This is a genomic window from Sphingobacterium sp. GW821-FHT03E03 (assembly GCF_059420745.1).
Window position 1 is genome coordinate 146,259 of record NZ_JBWKUH010000005.1, and the last position, 18,201, is coordinate 164,459.

Genomic DNA, 18,201 nt, shown 5'->3' on the forward strand with positions numbered 1-18,201 from the left:
TATATTTAAAGTAAAGATACGTTCTTTACGCTGAAATTAACCTCTCGTCAACCAACCTCTACGTCCAGCAGTAGCAATGGCATAAGGAGTGATCCAAAATAAACTAAAGGCATAAAATATACTGTAGCTATATGCCCAGAAGGCTTCTTTCGCATTTGCGTTTTTAGAGGCAAAGAAATATGCTTGGATACTTGAAAATATAAGAATACCTACCAAAGTTGAACTTAAAAACATCAATGGATAATGGAATACTGTCCATAGCATCAATAATAGCATTGGGTAAGATAGCAGCACTTTTTGCCATTGCATAATCAATAAGATACGCGCACCCCACTTCGGTCCTTGACGAAAGTTCTTAAAGGCAAACTGACTCATCATAATGTTTTCACGCACATTGCTTCTTTCCCAACGGATAAACATTTTATATAAGTTTTTATAACGTACAGGAGTATCAGTATATACAAATGCGTTAGACTGGAACAATACATGATATCCTTGCTTCAAAATCATATTGGTCATGGCACGATCTTCTCCAATGTCGGAAGGTTGTCCCATAAATGTTTGATGGATCCAGTCTTCAAGACAGTTCAAGACAGCTTCTCTGCGATATCCAGATAATGCTCCTGGAGTACACATTACGGTACCTAACATGCTTTGAGCCGAACGTACAAATTCAAAACTAAAGACAAAGCTTACATTTAGCATCCGTGGTATAATAGCCTTTTTATTATTCAGTACTCGCACATTACCTGCTACAGCGCCACATTCCTGATTGGTTACAAATGGGCTGGCCATATTACGGATCGTATCCTTGTTTACCACAGAGTCACTATCTACTGTAATAAATACCTCTCCAGTTCCTAATTTGAAACCACGGTATAAAGCATGGCGTTTACCCATATTTTTAGGTTGTTGGTAGATCTCTATGCGATCGCCCAACTCCATTTTGGCACGTTGTATCCAAGCGAAAGTATTATCCTTACTTCCATCATCAATGGCGATAATCTGAAGTTTTTTCTCCGGATAGTCGCTGCTCGCCAAGCTATGAAGTGTATCGTAAACCAATTGTCCTTCATTATAAGCCGGAACTATAATCGTACAGGTCGGTAGTTCTTCATCTGAAACAGATGCAATTGGCTTGTATTTACGGTGAAGCACAATTAAAAATATTAAAAAGCTGATCGCGACAGTGGCCAAAAATATACCTAAGCCTATTAAAAATGTTCCACCTATACTATCTAAACGTTGAAAACGTAATGCATCAAAATCTGGTTGGAGCATATACACACCAAAGACTGATGCAAATAGTACGAAAAAGGTCGCTCCGAAAATACCGTATTCCTTTGGTCCAAAACTGCTTTCTTCGACTTTCTCTACTGCGGTCTCGGATTGCTGCTGTTCTTCATTTACGTCGTACATTGCAGGTTCCCATTGTTTAGCCATCTGCTTTGATACGATTGAGTTTTCTTTCATGTAATTCATAGCCGTTCTATTTTTAGATATACATTCTTCTTTTACTTTCTTTGTTGACTCAGACGAAGAGTCTTTTGTAATGAAAATATTACGAATCCATAAACGCAAAATACATGCCTTTATTTTGTGCCAAAAATCGAGAGAACGGCTCTTTTGTAACGTTATTGATACATTTGTATTGTTTTTAAGCCTCTGAATTACAGGTTATTGTGTTATTGTGATGCTTTTGTAATTAGAAAATAGCAAGCCTATACGAGCAGTAGACATTTAAGGTTTTTTAACGTTTTTGGGAAATTTTTTAAGAGAACTTGACAGTTTAAGTGACAAACTGTGTCCGAAAGAAGGCAGTGACTTTGTGTGAAAAAAGGGATACCAAGCCTTGCTGATACCCCTTTCGATTTTGCAGATTTTTCGCGATAGATTAACCGCCAAATTCCATCAAATAATTTTTTAAGAAATCATTTAGGTCTCCATCCAATACCGCTTGGGTATTTGATGTTTCGTAATTTGTGCGTAGGTCCTTGATCAATTTATAAGGATGTAGGACATAGTTACGAATTTGGGATCCCCATTCGATTTTCTTTTTATTTCCTTCGATTGCTGCGGAGGCTTCTTGTCGTTTGCGCATTTCAATCTCATACAATTGTGATTTCAATAGTCGTAAAGCATTTTCCTTATTTTGCAATTGCGATCTCGTCTCCTGATTTTTGATAATAATACCCGTGGGTTTATGGTGGAGTCGTACAGCTGTCTCTACTTTGTTTACATTTTGACCACCGGCACCTCCAGAACGGAAGGTATCCCACTCGATTTCTGAATCTTTGACGTCTATTTCGATATTATCATCAATCAGGGGGTATACATAAACCGAGGCAAAGGAGGTATGTCGTTTTGCATTGGAGTCAAATGGCGATATACGAACCAGTCGATGTACTCCGTTTTCACCTTTAAGGTAGCCATATGCAAAGTCTCCAGATAGTTGAAGAGTTACACTTTTAATTCCGGCAACATCCCCTTCCTGAGAATCCTGTTCGGTGACTTTATAGCCATTTTTCTCCCCCCACATGATATACATCCGCATCAACATGGCTGCCCAGTCACAACTCTCCGTACCACCAGCTCCCGCGGTGATCTGTAAGATCGCATCCAGCTGATCCTCTTCTGCACTGAGCATATTTTTGAACTCCAGTTCTTCGACCTGTTCCAATGCCAGTTTATACTGGTCGTCCAGTTCTTTGTCAGTTGCGTCTCCAGACTGAAAAAACTCGTACATTACATAGGTGTCTTCAACAGCGGAGGCAACTTCATCAAAATGATCTGTCCATACTTTTTGGTTTTTGATGGCCAAAAGTATCTTCTCTGCCGCTTTGGAGTCATCCCAGAAGGTTGCTTCCATTGTGATGGCTTGATCTCTTTCTATTTCTTCTTTACGGACATCGATGTCAAAGATGCCTCCTCAGGGAAGTAACACGATCCCTCAAGTCTTGAATTTGTTCTTTTGTCATATCTGCTAATGTAGATATTTTTAATCAATAAATCCGTTCTTGGGCTCAATATGTTATTACAACAATCGTCAGTCATATTAAGAACAACATGATAAGCCATAGACTTGTACTGTTGACGTTTAAATATGCAATACTCTCCACTCAATACTAATATTTGACCTTTTTTTTTTAGTTTTGATATCATCAACAGCATAAACCTTCATTTTGCGATCTGTGTCAGGTGTAATGAAAAAATATGGAAGGTTCTTATTAGCGGTTTAAAACAAATAATTTCAACAAAAACAGTATGTTTCCAAAAATTAATTTTACAACAACCAAAGCCTACCAATATTTGGTAGATCATTATATTGATATCAATCAGCAGGATCTCCGTGAGCTTTTCGTGGCAGACCCACAGCGATTTGAGAAGTTTTCGATCCTTTTTGAGGATATTCTTTTAGATTATTCCAAAAATCGCGTAAACGAAGAGACAATGGCACTGTTGATCCAGTTAGCAAAAGAGTGTCAGCTCTCCGAAGCGATAGCGGCTATGTTTGCGGGTGAGCGGATCAATGTGACCGAAAATAGACCCGTTTTGCACACCGCATTGAGAAATCAATCCGATCGGCCTGTTTTTGTCGATGGAAAGGATGTGATGCCTGCTGTTAAAAGCGTGTTGGTACATGTGAAAACGTTCACAGAGCAGATTCTCTCCGGAGAATGGAAAGGATATACAGACAAGGAGATCACTGATGTTGTTAATATCGGTATTGGTGGTTCTGATTTGGGACCAGTAATGGTCACCGAAGCCTTAAAAGCTTACAAGAGCAGGCTGAATGTACATTTTGTCTCTAATGTAGACGGTACACATATCGCTGAAACGCTAAAGGGAGTAAACCCCGAAACAACATTGTTCCTGATTGCGTCAAAAACCTTCACAACACAGGAGACGATGGCCAATGCGCATACCGCTAAGGATTGGTTTCTAAGTAAGGGCGCAAGTGAGCAGGATGTTGCTAAACACTTTGCGGCGTTGAGCACCAATACGGATGCAGTAAAGGCTTTTGGAATAGATCCACAAAATATGTTCGAATTTTGGGATTGGGTTGGCGGACGTTATTCCCTATGGTCTGCAATCGGACTGTCCATTAGCCTAGCTATTGGTTTTGATAATTTCGAGGAACTTCTAAAAGGTGCATACGATGCTGATGAGCATTTCAGAACCAGCGCCTTGGAGGAAAATATTCCGGTGATATTGGCTTTGCTTGGTATATGGTATAATAATTTCTTTGAAGCCGAAAGCCATGCCATTCTTCCTTATGATCAATACTTGCACCGTTTCGCGGCCTATTTCCAACAAGGGGATATGGAGAGCAACGGAAAATATATAGACCGGAATGGTGAGCGTGTAGACTACCAGACAGGACCGATCATCTGGGGTGAACCTGGAACAAACGGACAACATGCTTTTTATCAATTGATTCACCAGGGAACAAAATTGATACCATGCGATTTTATTGCACCGGCGAATAGCCTTAATCCGATAGGCAATCATCATCAGCTTTTATTGTCTAATTTCTTTGCACAGACAGAGGCACTAATGAATGGTAAAACGGAGGAAGAGGTTGTTGCCGAATTACAAAAAGCGGGTAAATCGAATGAAGAGGTGGCGGAATTGAAAACGTATAAAGTATTTGAGGGTAATCGGCCAACAAACTCTATTTTATTGAAAAAAATGACGCCACGTACACTGGGTAGACTCATTGCTCTGTATGAACACAAGATTTTTGTGCAAGGTGTGATCTGGAATATCTACAGTTTTGACCAATGGGGTGTCGAGCTGGGTAAACAGTTAGCTAATAAGATTCTACCTGAATTAGGTGATAATAATCCTATCACTAGTCATGATTCTTCCACCAATGGGTTGATCAATACTTATAAATCCTGGCGTGATTAAGATGAGCGAAAAGTACATGGCATTCAGGAATACTGATACCACTGTATAACATAAGCGGCTGACTTTGGAAAAAGTCAGCCGCTTATGTTATACCGATTTTGTACAGTTTTCTTCCGCTAGCGAATTAGCTTATACAGTTTTATTTTGTATACGGATGGCATTTAGAATCGCCAGGAGCGCTACCCCAACATCGGCGATAACAGCCTCCCAGAGTGTTGCAACTCCTCCGGCACCCAAGATTAAGACAATAATCTTTATGCCCATCGCTAGGATGACATTCTGCCAAACGATATTGCGGGTAATTTTACCAATTTTGATTGCGGATAAAATTTTATGTGGTTCATCATTCTGGATCACAACATCTGCCGTTTCAATGGTTGCATCAGCTCCTAATCCACCCATTGCTATACCTACCTGAGCTAAGGCGACCACAGGAGCATCATTGACGCCATCCCCAGCAAAAGCGACATTGCGTCCTCCGTCAATCAGTCTCTGTACATGACTTACTTTATCTTCGGGCAAAAGGTCACCGTAAGCTTTGTCAACGCCAAGTTCCCTCGCAACCTCGTCTACTACTGCCTTCTTATCACCGGACAACATGACCGTGTATAAGCCTCGTGCCCGCATAGCCGAAATAACCTCTTTTGCATCAGGCTTATTTCGATCTGCAACGGTAATGTAGCCTGCATATTGATTGTCTATGGCAATCAATACAATGGAATAGACAATTTGCTTTATTTCTTCCGGATAATGAATGTCGAATTTGTCCAGCAATTTACTATTGCCCGCGAGGACATGCTTATTGTTGATCGTTGCTTTGAGTCCATAGCCCGCGATTTCCTCAATTCTTTCCGTAATGAATGAGCTGTCTCCCGGATGGTAGCTCGCTATTGCCTTCGCGATCGGATGGGTAGAGTTCGATTCAATGGCCTTGGCATAATCCAGTAATGTTGTGGTTTGCCCATTGACAGCGTGGACCTCTTTTACTGCAAAAACACCTTCGGTGAGGGTGCCTGTTTTATCCATAACAATAGTATCAACTGCAGTGATAGCATCCAGGAAATTGCCGCCTTTGAATAATATTCCATTTCTGGAGGCCAGTCCTATTCCGCCGAAATACCCCAAGGGGATAGAGACCACTAGCGCACAAGGACAACTGATCACCAAAAAGACCAAACTGCGGTAAAACCAGTCTCTGAAGCTATAATCACTGACAAGGAATATAGGGACGATAAGTACCAGAAGTGCCAGCGCAAAGATAATAGGGACGTAGATTTTTGCAAATTTTGAGATAAAGAGCTGTGTTTTAGATTTGCGCGCTGTCGCATCTTGCACCATCTCCAATATCTTGCTCAATTTGCTATCCTGAAACGAGCTGCCTACAGTGATTTCAGCAACTGTTTCTAGATTTATCATACCTGCAAAGACGGTGTCACCCTTATATTTGGTGTCCGGTTTGCTTTCTCCGGTTAGCGCTGCGGTATTGAATGCCGCCCGTTCATTGATCAGTTTACCATCCAACGCCACTTTTTCGCCAGCTTTGACGAGAATAATTTCGCCGATTTCAACCTTCTTGGGGTTGACGTCCACTTGTTTTTCATTTCGTAAGACAGTGACTTTGTCCGGACGTATATCCAATAGTGATTTAATGGATTTTTTTGCGTTGTCCACGGCGGTATCCTGAAACCATTCGCCAATCTGATAAAATACCATGACAGCTACGCCTTCTTCAAATTCCCGTATTGCAAATGCGCCCAGGGTTGCAACGCTCATTAGAAAAAACTCGTTGAAGAAATCGCCACGCTTTGCCTTTCGAAAAGCCATCTGGAGAACCGCAATGCCTGCCAATAGGTAAGCAATACCATTTAGAAGGAGTGACGCGTAAAACGGAAGAGTGATCTTAAATGCGTACTTGAGTATCAGCAGTGTGATCAATATGATGAGTGCAATAAGGAGTTTGCGTTGTGAAATCCACCAAGGTGTATCTTTTTCTGTATGGCTATGCTCGTGATTGTGTTCGCACATATATCGAGGGATCTATTAAATAATATAAATTTAGCTATTTTAAGCTTAAAAAGCGAGCGAAGGTCCAATAAAAATGGCGGATAAGCGGGTTTTCAAAGTAGACGTACCATCCGTAAGTCATTCGTCATGCTGAAATAGAAAAGGCTGTTTTTCTATTTGAAAAACAGCCTTTTTATCATTCAATAAATATAATTTTAGTCTTTTGAAGTGCTTCCGATGATCATTTCTAATATTGCGACAACGATAGCAAATAACGCCGCGGTCCAAAACCCATCTACATTAAATTTGTCTCCAAGGAGTGAGTCTGAAAGCAAGACCATCAAAACAGTGATAATAAAGGAAATTAGACCCAGTGTAAGCCAGTTCAAAGGGAAGGTAAACAGCCTCAAAATAGAACCTACAGTAGCATTGACAAACCCGATAACCAGTCCTGTGACAATAGCCCAGCCAAAACCAGCAACTTTTGCACCCGGTATAATCCAGCAAGCGATTGCGACAACAACTCCGGTGAGTAAAAGACTAATAATAAATTTCATAATATGCGCTAATTTATAAACAGTGAATAAAGTAATAATATAAAAACTATCGTGCAAACGCGATGCCAAAATTTAATGTGCATATACTGATGAACTGTTGTTTCGCTTGCTCTTTTCTCATACTTTGTCCGGATCCGCTCAGACTTTGTTCGGAAGTCTGCGACTAATTCGCTATTGATTTTTTAAGTGATCTATAGCGAAGCGATAGAAAAAGGATATAAGATTTAGAAATTATGGACAGATCAAGGGTCGCACAGGGTCGAATAAGTGCCAAATAAGACTTAATGGGACTTGGCAAATTGGGGGCGTCGTTAAACCAAAAATGAATCTTTGTGTCTATTTAAATAAATTGGAATCACGAGAAATAAATATATGCAAGCATAGTAAATATTTTGTATATTTATTCATATTAATAGATTAGATATCAGCGATCGTTTTTTAGTAATAACTCATAAATAGTAGACCAATGAAGAAAATTATGATGTCATTCATCATGTTACTTGCTACAGTAACATTGTTTGCACAAACAGATCCGATCATCGGAAAATGGGAAAACCCAAGTGGAGAGGGGCGTGTGGAGATTTATAAAAAAGGAGACAAATTTTTCGGAAAACTGTATTGGCTTAAATTTCCGAACAATGAATCCAGACAGCCCAAAAAAGATGTGAAAAATCCCGACAAAACGCTTCAGGATAGGGCGGTTCAGGGATTGGAGATCCTGACCAATTTTACAAAAGACGGGAATACGTATGAGGATGGAAAAATCTATGATCCAAAAACAGGAAAGACCTATAGCTGTAAAATGACTTTAAAAGGTGATAAACTTGATATACGTGGCTATGTCGGCGTCAGTTTATTGGGTAGGACCGAAACCTGGAAAAGGATCAACTAATTGTATTGAAGAACTATAGCAAATCAAAATCGACCTTCTTGATGGCAATGATTTGGTATAAAAAAGGCAATTTATTTCATTAGAATAAATTGCCTTTTGGTTTTGTGGAGGAATAACAGTATTTTCATCTGCAAATTATAATAATCGCTGTATGTCCGTAAAAATGTCTTATGTTGAGAACGTAAAACTTGCGCTGCAATCTATTGTAGGCAATAAACTTCGGACATTTTTAACAGCGCTGATTATAGCCATAGGGATGATGGCCCTGATTGGCGTATTGACATCTATCGATGCCATGAAAAATTCCCTCACGGATTCTTTTTCCTCCATGGGCTCCAACTCATTCAATATTCGGAATAGAGGGATCAATGTGCAGATTGGTACCGGTGGAACGCGATCTAAGGTCTTTGCAAATATAACTTATGCCCAAGCGGCCCGTTTCAGACAGAATTTTCATTTTAATGCGACGACCTCCATCAGCGCCAATGTGACCTGGAATTCGACAGTAAAATTTCAATCCAAAAAAACCAATCCCAATATTGGACTCATAGGGACAGATGAAAATTATCTTCAAACCTCAGGATATGTTGTCAGTGAGGGACGTAATTTCTCTGTTCGGGATGTGGAGACCGGTGGAGCTGTGATTATTATTGGTAGTGAAGTCAGTAAAATGCTTTTTAGTGAAATCCTTGATCCAATAGGACAATATATCACAGTCAATAATATTCGTTATCAGGTGATAGGCGTACTGAAAAGCAAGGGGTCTTCTGCAGGTATGGGGGGTGATAGAGCCTGTTTTATCCCTTTGGTGAAAGCAAGATCTGTCATGCAGGTTGTGGAGCCATCCTATGTGATCACAGTCTCTTCTAATGATCCCATGCGATTAGAAGCTGCAATTGGAGAAGCTTCCATCGTATTTCGGAATATTCGCGGTCTATCTGCAAGACAAACCAATGATTTTGAGATTACCAAATCCGACGCTGTAGCACAAATGCTCATGCAGAATATGGCGATGGTGACCCTAGGAGCAGTCGTGATTGCTTTTATTACCCTTGTAGGTGCATCCATCGGATTAATGAATATCATGTTGGTGTCTGTTACCGAACGGACACGGGAGATAGGTATTCGGAAGGCAATAGGAGCAACTCCAAGTGTGATCCGCAAGCAATTTTTGATGGAAGCCATTGTCATCTGTATGATGGGTGGTGTCGCGGGTATATTTATCGGCATCCTGATCGGTAATTTATTGGCTCTGCAATTAGGAACATCCTTTATTATTCCTTGGACAGCTATTATTCTTGGATTTGCTGTCTGTGGTCTTGTGGGGATGCTATCCGGTTATTATCCGGCATCCAAAGCCTCAAAATTGGATCCCGTGGATGCGCTGCGTTATGAATAAACCAAATCTGTATTAAATTAATACATTGTTGATCGCTATCAATTGCTACATTTAACACTCCGCTGTCATGCTGTCAGTGATCCGAAGTCGCTTGCCTGTGATCTATGCCATGATGATACCGTTATTCGTTGCAAAAGGAAGGAAATGAAAGGGTGGTATAAATTTGTGCAAACGGTTTAATGTTATCAAAACATTGATTTGAGGTGAATTCTCAATAAACAGGCTGTTTCCACCAAAGAAAAACTGTAATATTGTATAAAAAAATAAATTCGAATTATGTACAATACATTACAACCAGTTTTACAAAAGGAATTGGAAGCAATCAAAGAAGCGGGATTGTATAAGCAAGAGCGGGTGATTGTTACCCCTCAAGGAGCAGATATTAAAGTGAGCACAGGACAGGAAGTCATCAATTTTTGTGCAAACAACTACTTGGGACTATCTTCTCACCCGAAGGTTATCGAAGCGGCAAAGCAAGCCATTGATACGCATGGTTATGGCATGTCTTCTGTACGTTTTATCTGTGGTACACAAGATGTACATAAAGAATTAGAAGCAAAAATTTCCCAGTTCTTAGGAACAGAAGATACGATTTTATATGCGGCAGCATTCGATGCGAATGGCGGTGTTTTCGAACCATTGTTTGGTGCGGAGGACGCAATTATTTCCGATGAATTGAACCACGCTTCGATCATTGATGGCGTACGTTTATGTAAAGCGCAGCGTTTTCGCTATAAAAATGCGGATATGGCAGATTTAGAAGCACAGTTGCAGGCAGCCTCAGGAGCAAGACACAAAATCATCGTTACCGATGGTGCATTCTCCATGGACGGATCAGTAGCGCCATTGGACAAGATCTGTGATCTTGCGGACAAATATCAAGCTTTGGTGATGATCGATGAATCGCATTGTACAGGTTTCATTGGTGCCACAGGCCGCGGTACGCATGAACTTTTCAATGTGATTGATCGTGTAGATATCATTACCGGGACACTTGGTAAAGCCCTTGGTGGAGCTTCTGGAGGCTTCACGTCAGGTAAAAAAGAGATCATTGATTTGTTACGTCAGCGCTCACGCCCTTATTTATTTTCAAATACATTGGCACCAGCAATTGCAGGCGCTTCTGTTGCGGTATTGGATATGCTGAGTGAGACGACCGCTTTGCGTGATAAGCTTGAATCCAACACCAAATATTTCCGTGAAAAAATGACGGAAGCAGGATTTGATATCAAACCGGGTTTCCACCCAATCGTCCCTGTGATGCTTTACGACGCGAAACTTGCACAAGCTTTTGCTGCTAAGATGTTGGACGAAGGTATTTATGTGATCGGTTTCTACTATCCTGTTGTACCTCAGGGAAAAGCTCGTATTCGTGTTCAAATTTCAGCAGGACATGAGCTTGCACACTTGGATAAAGCTATCGCCGCCTTTACTAAAGTAGGTAAAGAATTAGGTGTAATTAAATAAAATACACATAGTTATAAAATTTATGGTGCAAAATGTTTATCTTTGCACCCTGAATTTAAAAACAAATTTACTTGCTAGATGCAAAATATTAGAAACATAGCGATTATCGCTCACGTCGATCACGGTAAAACTACGTTGGTAGACAAAATCTTACACTTCACAAATCTTTTTAGAGACAATGATGGTACAGGTGATTTAATTCTGGATAATAACGATTTAGAACGTGAACGCGGTATTACTATTGTCGCTAAAAACGTTTCTGTTGAATATAAAGGAGTAAAAATTAACGTTATTGATACACCTGGTCACGCCGATTTCGGTGGTGAGGTTGAGCGTGTATTGAAAATGGCTGATGGTGTTGTATTGCTTGTGGATGCTTTCGAAGGTCCAATGCCGCAAACTCGTTTCGTTACACAAAAAGCATTATCCTTAGGTTTGAAACCTTTGGTTGTTGTGAATAAAGTGGACAAAGAAAACTGTCGCCCAGAAGAAGTATACGAAAATGTATTTGATTTATTCTTTAGCCTTGATGCTACAGAGGAACAATTGGCATTTCCCGTATTATATGGTTCTTCCAAACATGGTTGGATGTCAACAGATTGGAAAGAAAAGAAAGAAGATGTATCTGAATTATTAGATGCAATCATTAGTCACTTCCCACCTTCGCCATTTGTTGAAGGTACATTGCAAATGCAGATCACGTCGTTGGATTACTCTACGTTCGTAGGACGTATTGCTATCGGTCGTGTCGCTCGTGGTATAATTAAAGAAGGTCAACCAATCTCGTTGGTAAAACGTGATGGTAAGATCGTAAAATCACGTGTAAAAGAATTGCATACATTTGAAGGTTTAGGTCGTCGTCGTGTACAGGAAGTTAAATGTGGTGATATTTGTGCTGTTGTTGGTATCGAAGGTTTCGATATCGGTGATACAATCGCTGATTTTGACAACCCGGAGCAATTGGAAGTTATTAGCATTGATGAGCCAACAATGAATATGTTGTTCACGATCAATAACTCACCATTCTTTGGTAAAGAAGGTAAATTGGTTACTTCTAGACATATTCACGATCGTCTACAAAAAGAATTAGAGAAGAACTTGGCATTACGTGTCGTTCCTACTGAATCTCCAGACGCTTGGTTGGTATATGGACGTGGTATCCTTCACTTATCTGTATTGATCGAAACAATGCGTCGCGAAGGTTACGAATTGCAAGTAGGTCAACCGCAAGTAATCTTGAAAGAGATCGACGGCAAGAAATGTGAGCCTATCGAGGTGTTGGTTGTTGACGTTCCTGCAGAAGTTTCGGGTAAAGTGATCGAGTTGGTAACACAACGTAAAGGTGAGCTTTTAGTGATGGAAACGAAAGGTGAGATGCAACATCTTGAGTTCGAAATTCCTTCTCGTGGTATCATTGGTCTTCGTAACAACGTATTGACTGCTACAGCTGGAGAGGCTGTTATGGCACACCGTTTGAAAGGATACGAGCCTTGGAGAGGAACAATCCCTGGACGTTTGCATGGTGTATTGATTTCTTTAGATAAAGGTACAACAACTGCTTATTCTATTGATAAGCTACAAGATAGAGGTAAGTTCTTCGTTGATCCAGGTGTGGATATTTATGAAGGACAAATCTTAGGAGAGCACATCCGTGACAATGACTTAACGATCAATATTGTTAAAGGTAAACAATTGACAAATATGCGTGCATCTGGTACAGATGATAACACTCGTATCGCACCAGCAATTAAATTCTCTCTAGAAGAATCTATGGAATATATCCAAGCAGACGAATACATCGAGGTTACACCACAATCTATCCGTTTGCGTAAAATCTACTTGACAGAAAATGAGCGTAAAGTAAACGCGAAAAAATTTCAATAGTAGGTAACTAAAGATTATAAAAAAAGCCCTCGAAATACTATTTCGAGGGCTTTTTTTATATCAGCTTATACTACTTTTTCAGGTCCTCCCCCTTTCTTAATTTCTTCTTTGTAAAGGCTTCTAAGCTGGAAAAGGCTAGGAGGGAAGAAGCTGAATAAATTGAATGGGACAATCGATCGTATTGATTTTGTTTATTTGATAGACCAGATCAGATCATTTTGTGTATCTGATCCATTAAACTGCCGTTGCAAAGCCTCTTTTAAATTGATTTCGTTGGTGCTATATTCGTTTTTCGGATAAGCCCATCGTTTAGGGATCTGGTTGTTGTTGGCATTTGCCGGACCAACATTAAACTCTGGTACACCTGTACGACGCTGCTCAAAGAAAGCTTGTTTGCCTGAATTTTCAAAGAAGGCAACATATTTTTGCGTGAGTATCTGTTTCAAGCCTTCGGGATTATTCCCTTTGTAAGCATAACCTTTTAGAAAGGCGGCAATCTTCTCCGGGGAAATCCCATAGAACTGCATAGACAGGGTTATGCCGGCTTCAAATCTGGACTTTGCATCAGCATTGCTCCAACCACGATTGATCCCCTCAGCAAGCGCAAATTGCACCTCAGACGCTCCAAGCTGAATGGATGGTAAACCCGAAGGTGAAGCGAGCCAATAGTCAAAATTGATCATAGAAAGTTGGCCTTCTGTCGCTTGTTTCAGGAGGCTGCTTTGTAGATCCCCTGTTTTGCCGCCCTGATAAGCCTCGAAAGGTTTCGTTGGGTCAAAAGGTAAAGCGGAGGCCGGGAGCGCCTGAACCAGCAATCGTGGATCTCGGGTTGTTTTTAGGATATCCAAGTAGGTTGCTCCCAAGGTATTCCGCACATCTTTTTTGATAATCACACCATCAGTAGGCCAGAGCGGATAGGTATTGATGGAGTTATATTGCAACTGGAAATTGTCCCTATTATCAAGAATCAACGGGAATTTTGAAGGATTGGCAAGGAGTTCCGCAAATCGCTCTTTAATGCGTAGCGCAGGACTATCATCGGCGCGTTTGCTCAGGCTTAGCAGTATACGCAGCTTGAGGGAGTTGACCAACTTCTGCCATTGTTCCGTCTTTCCGTTGTAGAAGAAATCACCGTCAAGTATAGTGCCTTTTTCTTTAAAACCAGCCAGTTCGGTATTGGCCTCCTCTAGCCAGGAGAGCACTTGCTGATACACTTCCAGCTGGGTATTGTACCGAGGGGCAAAGTTGTTGTTGGCCTCTCCCTTTAACGCATCTGCCATTGGAATATCGCCAAACATTTCGGTTGTGCGGACAAAAAAATAGGCTTTGAAGAATTTGGCTAGCGTGAGGTACACAGCACCCAATTCGGGTGTTTTAGCCGCTTCGATTTCCATCCGGTATACATCTCGTATTATACCATAAGGTGTCTCAAAGGAACCTGTCGTCCAGCTGTATGGCTGCCCAGTATAATAGGCCTCATTTTGGGTCATGTACTGATTGTAACGATGGTCTTCGCTCCATGGAGCATCATGAGATCGCATTAATATACCTGTAAACAGCAGTTTGGGGGCGGGATCATACACGGCCGCGGGATCCTTTTGTAGGTCTTCGATTTTTTTACAGGAGCTCAACGTGCTGCCAAAGAGCAATAAAAGTAAGACTGATTTAAAGTATTTCATGGTTGAAAATATCTTGATGTGTTAAAATCTTTAAAAAGTTGCATTAATATTTAGACCAAAGCTTTTTACCGATGGAGTCTGGTAATCCGAACTGGCGGCGGTAAATTGATCCAGATCCATATTTTTTGTGCCTTTTCCGGTAAAGTATAATAGATTTCGGCCGACAAGGGATACGCTTGCGCTACGTAAAAACCTGGAGTTTTTCAGTACACTAGCTGGAAGGTTGTAGCTGAAGACAATTTCCCGTAATTTGACAAATGTCCTGTCTTTTGCACTAATTGGCCCAGATTGGTAATAATTGGTAGCCCAGTTTTGCCATAGAACGGGGATGTCGTTTGGTGCAAACTCCCGTGTATCAGAAATTATTTTACCATCTTGGTCCGTGCTCAATTGGCCTTTGATAATTTTTAGTCCCTCAGTCATGACCGAACCCTTGTAGTCTTTGCTGTCTCTGTTTTCCCAGTCTTTTAAGCGATAGGCGCTGGCCGATTCGGGATGCGTTCCTGAACCCCATTGTTTGGCATCCTGCACATTTTTGATCAACCCTCCAAAGCGACCGTCGACTAGAAAGCTAAAGTTGAAATCACGGTAGCGGAAACTGTTGCTGATACTTGCTGTGAACTTATTATCGCTGTATCCAATCTTGCTGACGTAAGGATTGTAGGCCGGCAGACCATTGGTTCCTACGATTAAATTCCCTTTTTCATCGCGTTGAAAATCATTTACATAGAAGCTATCCCAGCGTTCTCCGATGCGTACATCCCCTGATCGGGTCTGATGGCCATCGATATCATGCAACCAGGCATGATTGGTCGATGCATTGACCAATATATTCCAGCTAAAGCGTTCTCGTTGGATTGCTGTTGCGTCGATGCTCAATTCAATCCCTTTTCGCAGCAAAGTCAACCCGTTGGTTTGTCTTGCTTTTACACCCGAAGTGACCGATGTGGCTAGCTCGATGATGCGGGGGCCTTCCAGGTTTCGGAATACGGCGAGATCTACACCGAGACGGTTGTTAAAGAGGCGGGTTTCCAAACCGATCTCCGCGGTCTTTACACGCTCCGCTACGAGATCTGGATTCGGTAATACATCTGTATAGGTGACACCGGTCATGGAATTCGCCCAGCGACCATAATTGGTATAGGCCGGTAGAAGTTTGTAAATATCATATTGTGCTGTTTCATTGACAAAATCGCTGGCAACATTTGCGTAGGCACCACGCACTTTCAGTGATGAGATCACTTTAGGTAAAGATACCATCTGCGATATGACAGCACTTAAGGAAGCAGATGGATAGAAATAGGTGTTATTTTTTAGGGGCATGGTTGACGATTTATCAAATCGACCAGTCAGATTCAAGAACAGCATATTTTTGTAGTCAAGATCCACAAAACCATAAGCGCTTCCGACTTGGCGTAGTGCACGGTCATTGGTCGATACGGTCGGCATGACCGAATTACTTAAATCGTAGACTCCAGGGACAGTCAAACCTCGATCCGTACGGGCAAACAATGATTTTGCACTTACTGTTCGTAAGTTCCCGAATACCGAACCTGTAAAGCCAATGTCTTCTGAAATGCGGTTTTGATATTTTAATGAAACTTCGGTGTTATTTTCCCAGAAGGTATCATACGTTTCTTGGTAACCACCGACACGACTCCCGCCAATATTGTAATTGTATAAATTGGCCGAGATTGGAATTTTGATGGTTCGGTTCCTGTTCCAAGTGCTTGCGCTGGTACGTGCGTTTAAAGAGAGATGGCTGTTCCATTTGTAATTGGCAGATACATAGCCGTAAATATCATCTTTATCATAAGTGCGTAGGTTTTCATAAGCTGTCATCCAGGGGTTGTCATATATCGTGTATTCGCGATTGTACTGTTGTACATTTTCTTTACCCGGTTGCCAATAGTTCCTCAGATCGTTGATGTCATAATCCGCACCACCCCATAGTGTTAGAATATAAATGGGGCTGTTTGGTCCATAAGCGATATTGGGATAGTTTGGCGAATACTGCTTATTGTAATTGATGCTTGCGTCAATCCTCAATTTGCTTCCGGCATTGATCCCCCTTGTTAAATTGATATTCGTGCCCCCGAGTTTTGTATTCGGTGTTGTGCCGCGTTGAAATAGCTGAGAAGCTGATAGGCGAATGTCTCCGCGCTCTGTTTTACTTGAAATAGCAATATTGTTGGTGCTTAACAGTCCATTTTGAAGAAATTTCTTCAAGTTATCCTTTCCACGAGCTTCCCAGGGAAGCGGAACCAATGCGCCTGTTTTAGGGTCGATGGGACTGTTGTACTGTGGGATAAGCTGACCTTCAAATCGAGGCCCCCAAATATTATAGTCATTGTCGTTTATTCCACCACCACGTCCATCTTTGAAAGCATATTGAAAATTTGAACCGGGACCATATTCGGTTTGGATCTTGGGAATCGCATTGTATCCTGTCTGCAGTTGTGTACTCGAGTTGAACTCTACTTGAAAGCCTTTATCCTCTGTCTTTGCTCGTTTGGTCGTAATGACAATGGCACCATTCTGTCCGCGATTTCCGTATAAGGCTGCTGCATTCGCTCCTTTCAATACCGAATAGGATTCAATGTCGTCCGGACTAAGGTTCCAGGAGTCGGTATTGATCGGCATTCCATCTACCACAATAAGAATATTGCTTCTTCCGCGTAATGTGATACCAGGGTCTCCAAATAGATTTGTGCTCGGCGTAATTGTCAGACCCGATACCCGGCCAGCAAGGCTAGCGATTGCGTTTGGTTCGCGGGCTTTTACCAGATCTTTTCCTTTGATCTCCTGGACGGAATAACCGATGGCCTGCTTTTCTTTTTTTATACCCAAGGCAGTTACCACAACTTCATTGAGCGATTGTTGATTGGGAGATAACGAAATCTGTAGAGGCCCCTGGTTTGAAATAATAAAGCTTTTGGGAAGATAACCCATAAAACCTATGCGTAAGGTATCTCCGATTTGCGCCTGAATGGAAAAATTTCCTGCCTGGTCTGATGAAACTAATTTACTCAGATGAGAATTTCGAATGGTTGCGCCATGAATTGCATCCTGACTCACTGAATCAATCAGCTTTCCCTGAAATGTTTGGGATTGGGCAAAACCCTTTGCAGATAACGTCGATAAGATACACGTGAGTACTGCAATTTTTGGTAGATGTAATGAAGGTTGATTAAACATGATCATTTTATACTTATGTCTGAAAACGTAAGCAATATTAAACTTTGTATATTAATACTAAACTAACCGGGTGTTAAGTTTATAGTATTAAGTTCTTTTGTTTGTTATAATGTCGTGTAAATCATAATCTTGAAAGCCCCGTTGCCAATTTTGGAGCAAAATGCCACGAGGGAGGCAATAATGTTGATCGTTTTTTTAACAGTATAT

11 protein-coding genes are annotated in these 18,201 nt (G+C 41.1%); 5 read left to right on the plus strand and 6 right to left on the minus strand.

Annotated elements, in window-relative coordinates; all coding sequences use genetic code 11:
• Window positions 1–36: 36 nt before the first annotated feature.
• Window positions 37–1,482, minus strand: a complete 1,446-nt coding sequence (locus AC07UV_RS08450) for a glycosyltransferase family 2 protein (RefSeq protein WP_282251241.1) — start codon at window positions 1,480–1,482, stop codon at window positions 37–39.
• Window positions 1,483–1,894: 412 nt separating this feature from the next.
• A protein-coding gene (gene prfB / locus AC07UV_RS08455) for a peptide chain release factor 2 (protein ID WP_120261199.1) occupies window positions 1,895–2,978 on the minus strand; the annotation gives its coding sequence in 2 pieces (ribosomal slippage) (window positions 1,895–2,917 and window positions 2,919–2,978; 1,083 coding nt in all).
• A 286-nt stretch (window positions 2,979–3,264) separates the two neighbouring features.
• Here prfB and pgi point away from each other — a divergent pair.
• Window positions 3,265–4,914, plus strand: coding sequence for a glucose-6-phosphate isomerase (pgi, locus tag AC07UV_RS08460; RefSeq protein WP_495183348.1), 1,650 nt, complete (start codon window positions 3,265–3,267; stop codon window positions 4,912–4,914).
• Window positions 4,915–5,043: 129 nt separating this feature from the next.
• On the opposite strand, the gene AC07UV_RS08465 is transcribed toward pgi, so the two are convergent.
• Both AC07UV_RS08465 and AC07UV_RS08470 read right to left on the minus strand, forming a co-directional pair.
• Window positions 5,044–6,939 carry a heavy metal translocating P-type ATPase gene (locus tag AC07UV_RS08465; RefSeq protein ID WP_495183349.1) on the minus strand — a complete coding sequence of 632 codons (1,896 nt, stop codon included), beginning with the start codon at window positions 6,937–6,939 and terminating at the stop codon, window positions 5,044–5,046.
• 194 nt (window positions 6,940–7,133) lie between these two features.
• Window positions 7,134–7,475, minus strand: a complete 342-nt coding sequence (locus AC07UV_RS08470; protein WP_495183350.1) for a phage holin family protein — start codon at window positions 7,473–7,475, stop codon at window positions 7,134–7,136.
• 466 nt (window positions 7,476–7,941) lie between these two features.
• Here AC07UV_RS08470 and AC07UV_RS08475 point away from each other — a divergent pair, with 466 nt between their 5' ends.
• From AC07UV_RS08475 to typA, 4 genes are all read left to right on the plus strand, one after another.
• Complete coding sequence (locus AC07UV_RS08475) at window positions 7,942–8,367, plus strand: DUF2147 domain-containing protein (protein ID WP_495183351.1); 426 nt, start codon at window positions 7,942–7,944, stop codon at window positions 8,365–8,367.
• A gap of 151 nt (window positions 8,368–8,518) precedes the next feature.
• On the plus strand, window positions 8,519–9,766 hold the full coding sequence (locus tag AC07UV_RS08480) for an ABC transporter permease (protein ID WP_282251231.1): 1,248 nt from the start codon (window positions 8,519–8,521) through the stop codon (window positions 9,764–9,766).
• A gap of 276 nt (window positions 9,767–10,042) precedes the next feature.
• Window positions 10,043–11,233 carry a glycine C-acetyltransferase gene (gene kbl / locus AC07UV_RS08485; RefSeq protein WP_418359159.1) on the plus strand — a complete coding sequence of 397 codons (1,191 nt, stop codon included), beginning with the start codon at window positions 10,043–10,045 and terminating at the stop codon, window positions 11,231–11,233.
• 78 nt (window positions 11,234–11,311) lie between these two features.
• Entirely contained in the window at window positions 11,312–13,117 is a 1,806-nt protein-coding gene (gene typA, locus AC07UV_RS08490; protein ID WP_282251226.1) for a translational GTPase TypA, read from the plus strand.
• A gap of 191 nt (window positions 13,118–13,308) precedes the next feature.
• Here the strand turns inward: typA and AC07UV_RS08495 are convergent, their stop codons facing one another.
• Both AC07UV_RS08495 and AC07UV_RS08500 read right to left on the minus strand, forming a co-directional pair.
• Window positions 13,309–14,796, minus strand: coding sequence for a SusD/RagB family nutrient-binding outer membrane lipoprotein (locus AC07UV_RS08495; RefSeq protein WP_495183352.1), 1,488 nt, complete (start codon window positions 14,794–14,796; stop codon window positions 13,309–13,311).
• Between the two features lie 30 nt (window positions 14,797–14,826).
• Complete coding sequence (locus AC07UV_RS08500; RefSeq protein ID WP_495183353.1) at window positions 14,827–17,994, minus strand: SusC/RagA family TonB-linked outer membrane protein; 3,168 nt, start codon at window positions 17,992–17,994, stop codon at window positions 14,827–14,829.
• Window positions 17,995–18,201: the final 207 nt, after the last annotated feature.